Raw genomic sequence first — 13,955 nt, 5'->3', positions numbered from 1 at the left:
GATCTTCTAATTATTTTATAATAAACTCAACGCGTCTGTCAGTATTAAAATCAGCTTCAGAACAGTTTGTTTTGCAATTAGATAATAGTTTGGTTTCTCCGTAACCTTTTGTCTCTAATCTGTCGAAATTAACTCCTTTCAGGATTAAATATCCTTTCGCTTTTTGCGCTCTTTTGTCAGATAAAATCATGTTGTATTTGTCAGAACCTCGAGCATCGGTGTGTGCATTTATTACAATTTTCATTTCTGGATTAGTATTTAAAACTTCAAGAATTTTGTTTAATAATAAAGTAGATTCTGTTTTTATCGAAGCTTTGTTAAAATCGAAATAAATATTCTCGATAGCAATCGTATTTTCTTTAATTTCAGCTTTTCTCTGATTTAATTCGATGTTTGCTGTCGAGTTTCCATTAGCAGTAATTACAGGTAATTCGAAATCTAAATAACCATCTTTTTTAGCTATAATTGCATAGGTTTCTAATGGTTCCACTTCAAAACTATAACTTCCGTTGTTACTAGATATTTGTGTTGCAACTTCTTTTCCGTCTTCGTCTACTAAACTAATTTTAGTATTTGGCAAAACAATTTTACTTTGTTTTTCGGTTACTAAACCTTTTAAGTTTAAAGTATTTTTTTGTAATTCAAAATGGTAAATATCATATAAACCTGCACTTCCAGCTCTGTTTGAAGTTATATAACCGCTGTTTTTTGTTGCAAGTATAAACGCCACTTCGTCGGCAGTTGTGTTTATTGTTTTTCCTAAATTTAAAGGTGTTGTGTAACGAGTAGTTTTTATTTTTGATACAAAAACATCTTGTCCTCCGTAACCATTATGACCATTTGAAGAAAAATATATTTCCTTGCTTGTTGGCGAGGAATAAGCGAATTTTTCATCTTTATTGGTGTTTATAGCTTGCCCTAAATTGATAGGATTCACAGGAATTCCGTTAGTATTAATTTCGGCAACATAAATATCAAAACCTCCAAATCCACCAGGCATATTTGACGAGAAATATATTTTTTTTCCATCAGGAGAAAGAGAAGGATTTTCGATAGAATAACTAACGCTGTTAAAATCTGCCGCAACTTCATTTATCCAAGTGTATTTTGTGTTGTCGAAAATAGATTTGTATAACTGATAATTTTTAGAATTTCCTTCGGCACTTTTAGTGTAATATACCGTTTTTTCATCGGGAGAAAATGCCAAACCACCTTCGTTACCTTTGGAGTCTAATGCATAAGCAAAGAAACTTGGGTTAGATAAATTTCCTGTTCTATCTATATTCAAACAATACAAACCATGGTAAGGATTGTTAGTGTTTTCATCTCTTCCCGCTCCAATTGCACCAGTTTTTCTAGAAGAATACATAATGTATTTGCCCATAAAAAAAGTAGAACCTATATCCGATAATTTAGTATTTATCACAGTTGAAACTACGGTGTATAAATCTTTGGCTTCGTCGAAATTTGAGACAATTGATGTTTCTGAATATTCACTTTTAATAAATGAATCTTGAGCAAACATAATATTAGATAATAGTAATAATATAATTAGTAATATTGAATTTTTCATAAAAACGTATTGATATTTTGGATGTTTTTTGCAAATAATGTGCAAAAGTATCATTATCAATCAATAACGAATATAAAATCAGATAAAGTGCAAAAATAATCGACGAATGACACTTCGTTGTAAGAATAAATCATTTTTTGCAATAATTATGTGATAATATAGATAAACAAAATAATAATTTGTAGAAAACAGGGTTTATAAAGATAGTAATTCTTCTAAATAATCCCTCTTGTTTGATAAACGAGGAATCTTGTGTTGCCCGCCCAATTTATCTTGATTTTTTAGCCAATCATAAAAAAGATTTTCACGAGCTACATTTATAGTAAGCTGATTTAAAGTCATGTTGTTGTAACGTTTGGCTTCGTAATCGGAATTTAAAGCTTGAATATTCTCGTCTAAAGTTTTGGTAAAAAAAGCAATATTATCTGGTTGTTTTCTGAATTCGATAATCCATTCGTGCGAACCTTTTTCTTTGCCTTCCATAAAGATGGGCGCAACGGTATAATCTTTGACTTCGGTGTTTGTTATTTTACAAGTTTTGGCAATAGCCATATCGGTATTTTCGACCATAAGTTCTTCGCCAAAAACATTAATATGGTGTTTTGTTCTTCCGGTAATTCGAATTCTGTAAGGATTTAAAGAAGTAAATCGCACCGTATCACCTATCAGATAACGCCACAAACCAGAATTTGTAGTAATAACAATGGCATAGTTTTTATTGATTTCTACTTCAGCCAATCGAATTATTTTTTCGTTAGGTGTTCCAAAAACATCCATCGGGATAAATTCGTAAAAGATCCCGTAATCTAACATTAATAATAAATCGTTAGAATTATTCAAATCCTGAATGGCAAAAAAACCTTCCGAAGCATTGTATATTTCGTAATATTTAAAATCTTGTTTGGGTAATATTTTTTTGTATTGCTCACGATACGGATCAAAACTTACACCGCCATGAAAATAGACTTCAAGATTGGGCCAGATTTCAAATAAATTATTTTTTCCAGTTTCTTCTAAAACTTTATTTAATAAAACCATCATCCATGAGGGAACTCCTGCAAAACTGGTTACATTTTCTATTTTTGTTTCGTTTACAATAGCGAGTAATTTAGTTTCCCATTCGCTCATAAGCGATGTTTTATTGCATGGAGTACTGCTAAATTCTGCCCAAAACGGCATGTTATCTATTAGTATTGCTGACAAATCACCAAAAAAAGTATTATTATCCTCATATAATTGCTTGCTTCCGCCGAGTCGTAAACTTTTGCCTGTGAATAGCTGAGAGTTTTCGTTATTGTTTAAATACAAACACAACAAATCTTTGCTTCCTTTATAATGACAATCTTCTAAAGCGGAGTTGCTTACGGGAATAAATTTGCTTTTAGCATTAGTAGTTCCGCTAGATTTTGCAAACCATTTGATAGGTTCATGCCAAAAAACTTGCTGTTCGCCTTTTCTGGTTTTTTCAATTAATGGTTCTAAATCTTCGTAAGTAGAAATGGGAATTCGATCCTGAAAAGCGTTGTAAGACTTCATCGAATCGAAACCATATTGCTTTCCAATAATTGTGTTTTCTGACGACCGAATAAGATTCATCAATAATTCTTCTTGTACTTCATTAGGGTATTTCAAAAATAACTCAATCTGGTGAATGCGTTGTTTCAAAAACCATGAAGCAATAGAATTTATGATTGGTAATGCCATTTTTTGAATTATGAATTATGAATTTTGAATTTTGAATTATAACTTTACCAAAAATAAGGTTTTTTTTTAAAAATCCTAATTCATTAAATCTTAAATCCCAAATGCAATACGAAGGAGTTTTAACCAAAATGCAAACCGAAATTGGGAAACCAATTCAATATTATTTGATATTTGAAAACAGTTTTCTAAATGTAAATCAGTTACTTGGAAAAGAATTAGAGATTAGTTTTCAAGGCTATCAATGTTTGAATTGTAACAAAAAAAAGAAAATTTTCCGACAAGGATTTTGTTACGATTGTTTTATGGGAAGCGCTTCGGCAGGTGATTGGATTATGAAACCCGAACTTTCTACAGCGCATTTAGATATTGAAGATCGAGATTTAGTTTACGAAAAGAAAGTGCAATTGCAACCACACATTGTTTATTTGGCTTTGTCTAGCGAAGTGAAAGTTGGTGTAACTCGTGATTCGCAAGTCCCAACTAGATGGATAGATCAAGGTGCTGTGCAAGCTATTCCTATTGTAGAAGTTCCTAATAGATATCTTGCAGGAATTACCGAAGTTGCCCTGAAAAACCATTATTCAGATAAAACCAATTGGCAAAAAATGCTGAAAAATGAAGTGCCAGTTGCCGATTTGATAAAAGAACGAGCAAGTTTAAAATATTTGATCCCGAAAGAAGTACAAGAATATTTCGATGTAAATAAAAATGATTTGTACGAATTGCATTATCCGGTTTTGCATTATCCCAAAAAAGTAACCAGTCTAAATCTAGATAAATCACCTAATTTTTCAGGTAAATTATCAGGAATAAAAGGACAATATCTTATTTTTGAAGACGGAACCGTTTTTAATGTAAGAACTTTTGAAGGTTATGTGGTGAAGATTAGTTTGTGAGTTTGTCATTCCGAGGAACGAGGAATCTCATAATATGAACGACTAAATGAGATTCCTCGTTCCTCGGAATGACAATATTGTCAATAATTTTTTTATAATAATTAGTGACTAAATACTATGGAGTTGTTGTTATTTTTTCTTTTTACACTACTCATTTAACCATTTTGAATAATCTTTCCAGTCTTCCAAATAGTTCTTTTTAATTTCTGAGCTTATTAAATTACCAAATCCTAATTTTAAACATCTTGGATATTCGGCTTGGGAAATAACATCCCTAAAATCAATTTTACTGATTTCTATGTAATTATCTAAGATTTCTGGATTTCTATTTGACAATTTAAGAATTGCCGCTGAAATTCTGTTTTTTCCACTTTCTGTGGCACTTATAACTTGTCTGAGTTTAACTTTTACTTCTTGAGAACTGTCGCCAAAATCTCTATCAATTATTCTGTCTAAAGTTCTGTATGTAATTTTCGGAACAGGCTGTATTCCTAATAATTTTATTTTTAGTGTTTCAAACATTTGGTTGCAGATTTGGTTAAGGTTTCTAGTATTGCGCGTGCACTTTGCGCTGTTCCCGAATTGTGGTAAAAAGCGCCAATTGGGAAGAAAGTGGTCGAACCTTTTTCCCAATTAAGGTGTTGTTGCTGGTTTTTTCTTTTTTCCAAACAAACCATTCAACAAATCGCCAGCTGCATTTTTAATGTCGTCTTTTTTAGGGTCTTTAGTTTTTGTAGTATCAGCAGGATCTTTTTTGCCGCCACCTAGCAAATTACCCAAGGCAGAAGTTCCTTGATTTATTAATTTGTCTTTCTGTAATTTTAAGATTTGAGAAGCCAAATTTGTTGATGCTTGCTTCATATCCGTGCTTACCTTTGGACTTGAAAAATTCCCAGTCATTAAAGCAGTAATAGGAATATTTTCAATTTTCGCAGCATCGGCTGGTGTTAGTTTTGCTAATAATTTGTTTACTTCGGCACCCAAATATTTCGCTGGAACGTCCATTTTTATATTGTAATTCATACTTTGGTCAAAACCATGTGAACCACCAATTTCGGTATTAATATCTTGGTATTTTATTTTGAATGGTTTTACAGTAACTTTTCCGTCTTTGAACGAAATTGCAGCTTTCAAATCATTCAAATTTAATTTGCTAACATCTAAAAACTTGACTTGAGAACCTAAGGCCGACAGCATTTGCGAGTTACTAGAATTGACAGTCGTAGATAATAATTGACCCAACAAATCGCCCGAAATGGTTTTCAAATCAGGTGTCATTTCCGTTGCATCAAGATTTCCTGAAAGCTTGATATTTGAATTCAATTTTCCATTAATGATACCCGCTATTGGTGCAATTTTTTTCAACATATCTAATTGGGTAAATGTCTTGGCGATATCTACTTTGTTTAAATCTAAATTCATATTGAAAGTAGGTACTTTTCCTTTGGTCGAAACCAATCCGCTTAGTCCAATTTGTCCATCAAAAATATTGGTTGTTACGTTTTGTAAAGTCACTGCTTCGTCACGAATTATCATTTTTCCAGAAACGGCTTTTAGTGTTAAGTTGTCATAAACGACCGTATTGGCTTTTGCAGTAATGGTACAATCTAAAAAGGCTGGAATTTTTACAGCTTCTTTAGTGGTTTTTGTTCCTTCGCTTGTTGTTGTGGCTGTTGGGGCCATAAAATCGGAAACAAGGAAATTGTTAGAATTCATATTAAAGTTTCCTTTCAAAATCTGTTTTCTAAACAAAAATCCGTAAAAATTATCTAATGTTCCAGTCATTTGAATGTCCGAATTTCCAGTCTTCATATCCAATTGATTCAAACGAATTTGATTTGGATTGAAAGCCACAACTGCTTGCTTAATTTGTACTGGTTTTGCCATGCCTTCACCAGTGTAATTAAATCCTGTAAGGGTCATGTTTCCTGCGTTTTGAATATTTTGATATTGACTGGTTTCTACTGATTTCATATCAAATTTTGTAGTTACATCAGCTTTTAGAATTCCAGAAAGCGGTGTCGATAATTTTACAGGATAAGATTTGGTTACATTTCCTAAATTGATAGTTCCTTTTAGTGAAGCATCAACTAAAGCATTTGTAGCAACATTTCTAATATTGGCTTTGGCAGTAAAAACATCTTGATCGATCTTAAAAGAAAGTCTATCAAGATTTACATAAGTATCGTTCATCAAGCCAGTTTCGTTTATTATTTTTGTATCAATAATGATATTTTGAACCGATTTCGGTAAATCTGGATATTGAAACGAAGCGTTGTTCGACGCAATGGCAATATTAAATTTAGGAACTGTCGTATCCGTTAGTTTTCCTTTTGCAAAACCAGCCACGGTAAAATCTCCTGTGGTTTTTACAGCATTCAAATCACCCGCATAAGCTGCAGGGACAAGTCCTAAGAAATTTTTGAATGAAGATGTTGGTGTTTTGAAAGTTAAATCATAATCCTGACCATCTTCTAATAATTGGATAAATCCATTGAATTGTAATGGCAATTCGTTAATTTTTGCCGTATTGTCTTTGAACGTATATTTGCTTTTGCCTAAATCGATTCCAAGAACTGCGTCGAGTGAAATGGCTACATTTTCCATGTAATTCATCTTGTCCATATCGAGCGAAATTTTCGCTGTCGATTTTGTATCTAAATCTAAAATTTCAGAAGCAAAATTTCCAGTTCCAGAATGGTTTAGCTCATTAATAACCATTTTAATTTTCGAGCGTTCGTCGTAATATTTGAATTTAAAATTTTCTAAAGAATAATTCTGAATATTCATCGCAAATGGTTTGCTTTTAGAATCTTCTTTTTTGTCATCTTTTATAGCAATATCGAAATTTCCGATTCCGTCTTTGTTGAAAAGGATATTTGCTTTTCCGTTTTTGACAGAAATCGCTTTTAAAGTCATGGGTTCGTTTTCGCCATTAAACAACTCTTTGATTGACATTTGAAGATTTAATTCTTCAAAAGCCACCAATGTGTCGCCAGCAAAAGGTGCTTTGTTAATGATAATTAGTTTTTGAATTCCCACATTGGCTTGCGGAAAATTTTTGAACAAACTCAGACTTGCGTCAGCAAAAGTTACTTTGGCATCTACATTTTCATTGATGCTTTGTTCGATTTTTGCTTTTATTTGGTCTTTAAAAAAGATAGGAATTGCCGCTAATGAAGCAATAATTATCAATAAAAAAACACCGATTCCTATAAAAATTTTCTTTTTCATCTTGTTTGAATTTAATACTAAATACTACCACAAAGCAAAACCTTGCCTTCCTTATCTTACAAAAATAGCATTTATAGTTTAGGTGTGTTGCAAAGTTTTCATAAAAAAAACGCTTTACATATTAGTAAAACGTTTTTTTTGATGGATTATTTTAAATCTTATTTAATATTCACCTCAAATGGCATCATTGCTTGAACTCCTTTTTGAGTATTCATTTTTCTGATTTGTTCAATAATTTTATAGTTTTCGATACCAATCTCTTCTTTAATTAGATTCTCACGAGATTTCATAAATGGCAAACCGCTTCCTCCAAATAGGTCTTTAAAATCTTTTTCATATTTTGGATAATCGACAGTCGAATATTCTTTTACTTTTACCAAATTAGATGCATAAGCTAACGCAGCATCTATACCACCAATTTTATCTACTAATCCCAATCGCAAAGCATCAGAACCAGCCCAAACACGTCCTTGTGCAATGGCATCGACTTGTGCAAATGTCATTTTTCTTCCTGTAGCAACGCGAGTTACAAAAACATTGTAGATATGTTCTACACTTTCTTGTGTAAACTGTCTGAAATTATTATCAAGTGGTTTAAACAAACTGTAACCTGATGCGTTTTCGTGGGTTTCTACCAATTCAGAATTTATCCCGTAATTTTTAGTGACTTGAGATAAGTTTGGGAGAGTCCCAAAAACACCAATAGAACCCGTAATTGTACTCGATTCGGCAAAAATCTGATTGGCATTACAAGCAATATAATAGCCGCCAGAAGCTGCTAAATTTCCCATAGATACAATTACAGGTTTTACTTTTTTAGTAATTTCAATTTCTCTCCAAATTAAATCGGAAGTTAAAGCACTTCCTCCAGGACTATTTACTCGCAATACAATAGCTTTTATATCTTCATCTTTTCTAGCTTCTTGCAACGAACGACGCATCGAACCTTCACCAACCGTATTTATATCGCCTTCGCCAGAACCAATTTCTCCTTGAGCGTATATAACCGCAATTTTGTCTTTTGTTTTAAAATCAGAAGTTGATGTGGCAATATCTTGAGCATAATCCATAATGTTTACGGTGTTATAATCATCGTCTGCAGCTACTTTTAATGCTTTTCTAATATCATCGTGGTACACATCTTCGTAAGCAATTTTATCAATCAGTTTATTTTGCAAAGCCAATTCTGGTGTTCTGGCTAATAATCCTGTTGCAATAGTGTTTAATTGTGCTATTGAAATATTCCTAGATTTCGAAATATCGGTAGCCATTGCATTCCAAATAGAAGTTAAGAAAGTTGTGATTTGATCTCTATTTTCAGGACTCATTTCGCTTAGCAAAAATGGCTCGACTGCACTTTTGTATTTTCCGTGGCGAATGACTTCCATCTTCAATCCTGTTTTGTCTTGAAAATCTTTGAAATACATTACTTCGGTTGAAAGGCCTTTAAAATCTAGTTCTCCAACTGGGTTTAAGTAAACAGTATTCGCAACCGAATTCAAATAATAATCTTTTTGAGAATAGCCATTTCCGTAAGCCATCACAAATTTTCCTGATTTTTTAAAATTTTCCAATTGGTCACGCAAAGCTTTGGTTTGGGCAACACCAAGTTCTAAAGTATTATTTAGAATTGAGATTCCTTTTATTTTATCGTCAGTTTTTGCAGCTTCAATAGCTTTTAGAATATCTGTTAACCCGTCGTGATTAGCTTCGTAATAACCTATTTCTTCAAAATTAAATTTCCCTCCATAATCGTTTGTCACTTCTTCTAAATTTAATTCTAAAACCGAATTATTTTCGACATAAGTTGCTTTCGAACCACCTCCAAAAACTGCAGCAACAAGCAACATTCCAAAAAAGAAGAGCATGCAAAAAACAAACAAACCAACAATGGTTGACAATACGTTTCCTAAAAATTTCATAATTAATTATTTAATACTAATAAGTCGTATTTTTATTGAATTTGTTACAACTCAAATTAGTTATTAACACTTGACAAATATAATAAGATTGTAAATTTCTTTTTAGTTAATTTGCTTTATATATGAAAATGCAGCAAAAAGTAGTTTTATCACTTGGAAGTAACCAAGGAAATCGCCTAGAAAATATCGAAAATTGTATCCAACTGATTCATCAGAAAATTGGATTGATTCTTGGTGTTTCTAACTTGTACGAAACTCCATCTTGGGGTTTTAGTAGCGGTGCTTTTTATAATTGTGCTTTGGTTTTACATACTTCTTTTTCTGCCGAAAAAATATTGCACAAAATCACATTAATCGAAAAAGAATTAGGCAGAATTAGACAAAGCACAAATGACTATCAAGCTAGAATTATAGATGTTGACATTATTGCGATTGATGAAGAAATATACAGTTCTGAAACACTAAATATTCCGCATAAGCTAATGCAAAACAGGCTTTTTGTGTTGTTGCCAATGCTGGATTTGAAACTCGAATGGCAACACCCAATTCTACATAAATCGGTTCGAAAACTAATTGAAACTTGTGAAGACAAAAGTGACTGTAAAGTGGTCTCAAATTTAGATTCAGTTTTAAAAAAATACAGTATAAATCAATTAAATTATATTGCTGTTGAAGGAAATATTGGAGCTGGAAAAACAACATTAACCACAAAAATTGCCGAAGATTTTAATGCAAAAACAGTTTTAGAACGTTTTGCCGACAATCCTTTTTTACCAAAATTTTATAAAGACCAAAACCGATATGCTTTTCCTTTAGAAATGTCATTTCTAGCTGATAGATACCAACAATTATCGGATGATTTATCGCAATTTGATTTGTTTAAAGATTTTGTAGTTGCCGATTACCATATTTTCAAATCATTAATTTTTGCCAAAGTAACGCTACAAGAAGACGAATTTAGATTATACAAAACCATGTTTGATATAATTTATAAAGAAATGCAAAAACCTGATCTGTACGTTTATTTATATCAAAATACTGATAGATTACTGCAAAATATTAAAAAAAGAGGAAGAAACTACGAACAAGAAATTGAAGCGGAATATCTAGAAAAAATAAACCACGGTTATTTGGATTATATCAAATCACAAACTGATTTGAATGTCTTAGTAATTGATGTTTCTGATTTTGATTTTGTAGAAAAACAAGAGGATTATGTAAAGGTTTTAGATGCAATTCAAGAAAACTTAGAAATTTAATTTTTAAATCATTTAATTTTTAAATCATTCAATTTACAAAACAAATCCCAAACCACGATTCCTGCACTTACCGAAATATTTAGCGAATGTTTTGTCCCCAATTGCGGAATTTCAATTGTTCCGTCACATAATTTTATAGCTTCTTGGTTTACACCAAAAACTTCGTTACCAAAAACCAAAGCGTACTTTTTATTGACTTCTACTTTAAAATTATTAAGAAATACCGACTTTTCTACTTGTTCGATGGCAAAAACAGATATATCTTCTCTTTTTAGATTTTTAATCACTTCTAAAACATTTTCGTGGTGTTCCCACGCAATGGTTTCAGTAGCGCCAAGTGCAGTTTTGTGAATTTCTTTGTTAGGAGGAGTTGCAGTTATACCACACAAATATACTTTTTCGATTAGAAAAGCATCGGCAGTTCTGAAAACCGAACCAATATTGTGTAAACTTCTAATGTCGTCTAGAATAATGATTATAGGTGTTTTTGTCGCTTCTTTAAAATCGGAAATAGATTTCCTGTCTAGCTCGCTGTTTTCTAATTTTCGCATGTTATTGTTTATAAAAAAAGCTTCCTAAATATTTAGGAAGCTTTAGTAATATTGTTTTTATTTATTAGCTTTTGACAGGCTCAAGTACTGTTCCTGCTGGCGCAGATGGAGTTGCGTCTGGTAAAACTGTACCTTTGATAGTTAAGATTTTTGTTGGGATACCTTCTGCATTTGAACTTACAGTTACTGTTTTTGTAAAAGGGCCAACTCTATCAGTAGCATATTTTACACCAATAACAGCTTTTGCTCCAGGTGCAATTGGGTCTTTGGGCGTTGTTGGTACTGTACAACCACAAGATCCTTGAGCGTTTGTAATAATAAGTGGTTTGTTTCCATTATTTGTCAATACAAATTCTCTTTTTCCGTCAGCATTGTGTGCAATTGTTCCGTAATCGATAGTTTCGTTTTCAAAAACCATTCCAGCACCTTCTACTTTTGGAAGTGTAGCAACAGCACCCTTTTTAGCTTTTGCTGCTTTTTTAGTTTTTGTCACTTCTACTTTTGCTTTGGCAGCAACTTCTTGAGCATTAACTGTATTTGCTCCAAAAAAAGCAATAGCAGATAAAATAAATATAATTTTTTTCATTTTTAATTTTCATTATTGTTTAACATAACAAATGTAAAAATAAAATTGAACTGCAATACTTTTTTCTTCTAAAATTGTTGTTAAATTTTTTGCTTATATATTTAGGTAAAATAAGTAAATTCGTCGCATATAATTAAAACTTAAAATTTTGTCTGTAAAAGAAATCAAGGAAACGCCATTAATGAAACAATATAATGAGATAAAAAGGAAATATCCCGATGCTTGTTTACTATTTCGTGTGGGAGATTTTTACGAAACCTTTGGGGAAGATGCTGTTCGAGCTTCAAAAATACTTGGTATTACACTCACAAAACGTGGTGCTGGTTCGGCAACCGAAACGGCTTTGGCAGGATTCCCACATCATTCTATAAATACCTATTTGCCTAAATTAGTCAAGGCAGGACTTCGAGTGGCTATTTGTGACCAGTTGGAAGACCCGAAAATGACCAAAACTATTGTAAAACGTGGTGTGACAGAACTGGTTACTCCTGGAGTTTCGATGAATGATGAAGTTTTAAATTCTAAAACAAATAATTTTCTAGCTTCCGTTTATTTTGGTAAAAAAATAATTGGTGTTTCATTTCTTGATGTTTCCACGGGAGAATTTCTTACTTCCGAAGGAAACGAAGAATATATCGATAAGTTGTTGCAAAACTTTAGCCCAAGCGAAATTTTAGTACCCAAACAAAATAAGGGCGATTTTAAAGAAAAATTTGGTGATAATTTTCATGCTTTTTATCTCGAAGATTGGGTTTACAAAGAAGATTATGCAACAGAAACTTTAATTAATCACTTTCAAACTAATTCTCTAAAAGGTTTTGGTGTCGAAGAGTTGCCTAACGGAATTATAGCTTCAGGAGCGATTTTGTATTATTTATCGGAAACGCAACACAATCGAATTCAGCATATAACCTCAATTCACCGCATTGCCGAAGATGCTTACGTTTGGATGGATAGATTCACAATCAGGAATCTCGAATTATACCATAGTTACAATCCTAATGCTGTGACTTTACTAGATGTTATCGATAAAACACTTTCGCCAATGGGCGGACGAATGCTTAAACGTTGGTTGGCGCTTCCGCTAAAAGATGCGAATAAAATAAAATCTCGCCATGAAGTGGTGGCGTATTTTAAAGAAAATCAAGAAATACTTCAAAAGGTTCAAAATCAAATTAAACAAATTTCCGATTTAGAACGTTTAATATCTAAAGTAGCAGCAGGAAGAATTAGTCCAAGAGAAATTATTCACCTGAAGGAATCTTTAGATGCTATCATTCCGATAAAAGAATTGGCGCTACAAAGTACGCAAGAAGCTGTAAAAGTTATTGGCGACAGTTTGCATAGTTGTGATTTGTTGCGAGAAAAAATAAAAACAACACTGAACCAAGAAGCGCCAGTTGCAATAAGTAAAGGAAATGCAATTGCCGCTGGCATTAATGCTGAATTAGACGAATTGCGAGGGATTTCAACTTTAGGAAAAGAATACTTAGAAGGGATTGAAAAAAGAGAATCTGAAAAAACGGGAATTTCATCATTAAAAATTTCTTTCAATAATGTTTTTGGCTATTATATCGAAGTTAGAAATACACACAAAGACAAAGTTCCTGCGGAATGGATTCGTAAGCAAACATTAGTAAATGCTGAACGATATATTACAGAAGAACTCAAGGAATATGAAACAAAAATTTTAGGAGCCGAAGAAAAAATTCAACAGATAGAAAATAAATTATTCGAGCAATTAGTAAGTTGGATTGCTACTTATATCAAACCTGTTCAATTAAATGCAAATTTAGTAGCGCAATTGGATTGTTTGGTTTCGTTCGCGCAGTTGGCAATTGATAATAAATATATCTGTCCAGAAATAAACGATTCTTTTGCTTTGGATATAAAAAATGGGCGTCATCCTGTTATCGAAAAACAATTGCCAATTGGTGTTCCATATATTGCAAACGACGTTTATTTAGATAGAGAAACACAGCAATTAATTATGATTACTGGACCCAATATGTCAGGAAAATCGGCTATTTTGAGACAAACAGCACTTATTGTATTGTTGGCGCAAATGGGAAGTTTTGTTCCTGCAGAAAGCGTTCAGATGGGAATTATAGATAAAATTTTTACTAGAGTAGGAGCGAGTGATAATATTTCGATGGGAGAATCTACTTTTATGGTCGAAATGAATGAAACAGCTTCCATTTTGAATAATATTTCCGATAGAAGTCTGGTT

General features: G+C 32.4%; 10 protein-coding genes. 3 read left to right on the top strand and 7 right to left on the bottom strand.

Annotated features, from left to right (window positions below; all coding sequences use genetic code 11):
* Positions 1-10: 10 nt before the first annotated feature.
* Both ACH2BG_RS10840 and ACH2BG_RS10835 read right to left on the bottom strand, forming a co-directional pair.
* Entirely contained in the window at positions 11-1,573 is a 1,563-nt protein-coding gene (locus ACH2BG_RS10840) for an OmpA family protein (protein WP_395047712.1), read from the bottom strand.
* 195 nt (positions 1,574-1,768) lie between these two features.
* Positions 1,769-3,277, bottom strand: coding sequence for a GH3 auxin-responsive promoter family protein (locus ACH2BG_RS10835; protein WP_395047711.1), 1,509 nt, complete (start codon positions 3,275-3,277; stop codon positions 1,769-1,771).
* Between the two features lie 101 nt (positions 3,278-3,378).
* Between ACH2BG_RS10835 and ACH2BG_RS10830 the strand changes: the two genes are divergently transcribed.
* The gene (locus ACH2BG_RS10830; RefSeq protein ID WP_395047710.1) at positions 3,379-4,173 is read left to right on the top strand and encodes a DUF2797 domain-containing protein; all 795 of its coding nucleotides are present in this window, start codon (positions 3,379-3,381) and stop codon (positions 4,171-4,173) included.
* Positions 4,174-4,320: 147 nt separating this feature from the next.
* Here ACH2BG_RS10830 and ACH2BG_RS10825 read toward each other — a convergent pair whose 3' ends face one another.
* From ACH2BG_RS10825 to sppA, 3 genes are all read right to left on the bottom strand, one after another.
* On the bottom strand, positions 4,321-4,695 hold the full coding sequence (locus ACH2BG_RS10825; RefSeq protein ID WP_395047709.1) for a hypothetical protein: 375 nt from the start codon (positions 4,693-4,695) through the stop codon (positions 4,321-4,323).
* Positions 4,696-4,806: 111 nt separating this feature from the next.
* A complete protein-coding gene (locus ACH2BG_RS10820; RefSeq protein ID WP_395047708.1) occupies positions 4,807-7,407 on the bottom strand; it encodes an AsmA-like C-terminal region-containing protein in 2,601 nt (866 codons plus the stop codon).
* A gap of 158 nt (positions 7,408-7,565) precedes the next feature.
* Positions 7,566-9,329 (bottom strand): signal peptide peptidase SppA, encoded by a 1,764-nt coding sequence (sppA, locus tag ACH2BG_RS10815; protein ID WP_395047707.1) that lies wholly within the window; start codon positions 9,327-9,329, stop codon positions 7,566-7,568.
* 122 nt (positions 9,330-9,451) lie between these two features.
* Between sppA and folK the strand changes: the two genes are divergently transcribed.
* Complete coding sequence (gene folK / locus ACH2BG_RS10810; protein ID WP_395047706.1) at positions 9,452-10,588, top strand: 2-amino-4-hydroxy-6-hydroxymethyldihydropteridine diphosphokinase; 1,137 nt, start codon at positions 9,452-9,454, stop codon at positions 10,586-10,588.
* 8 nt (positions 10,589-10,596) lie between these two features.
* On the opposite strand, the gene ACH2BG_RS10805 is transcribed toward folK, so the two are convergent.
* Together ACH2BG_RS10805 and ACH2BG_RS10800 are read right to left on the bottom strand one after the other, a co-directional pair.
* Positions 10,597-11,139: an RNA methyltransferase gene (locus ACH2BG_RS10805; protein ID WP_395047705.1), complete on the bottom strand. Its 543-nt coding sequence runs from the start codon at positions 11,137-11,139 to the stop codon at positions 10,597-10,599.
* 64 nt (positions 11,140-11,203) lie between these two features.
* Entirely contained in the window at positions 11,204-11,725 is a 522-nt protein-coding gene (locus tag ACH2BG_RS10800; RefSeq protein ID WP_395047704.1) for a DUF1573 domain-containing protein, read from the bottom strand.
* A 181-nt stretch (positions 11,726-11,906) separates the two neighbouring features.
* Here ACH2BG_RS10800 and mutS point away from each other — a divergent pair.
* On the top strand, positions 11,907-13,955 hold a 2,049-nt coding region (gene mutS, locus ACH2BG_RS10795), incomplete at its 3' end, for a DNA mismatch repair protein MutS (RefSeq protein ID WP_395047713.1).

Origin of the sequence: Flavobacterium sp., assembly GCF_043779715.1 — a bacterium.
Taxonomy (GTDB): Bacteria; Bacteroidota; Bacteroidia; order Flavobacteriales; family Flavobacteriaceae; genus Flavobacterium.
The sequence above is the reverse complement of the archived record's forward strand: the minus strand, read 5'-3'. Positions and strand labels throughout refer to the sequence as shown.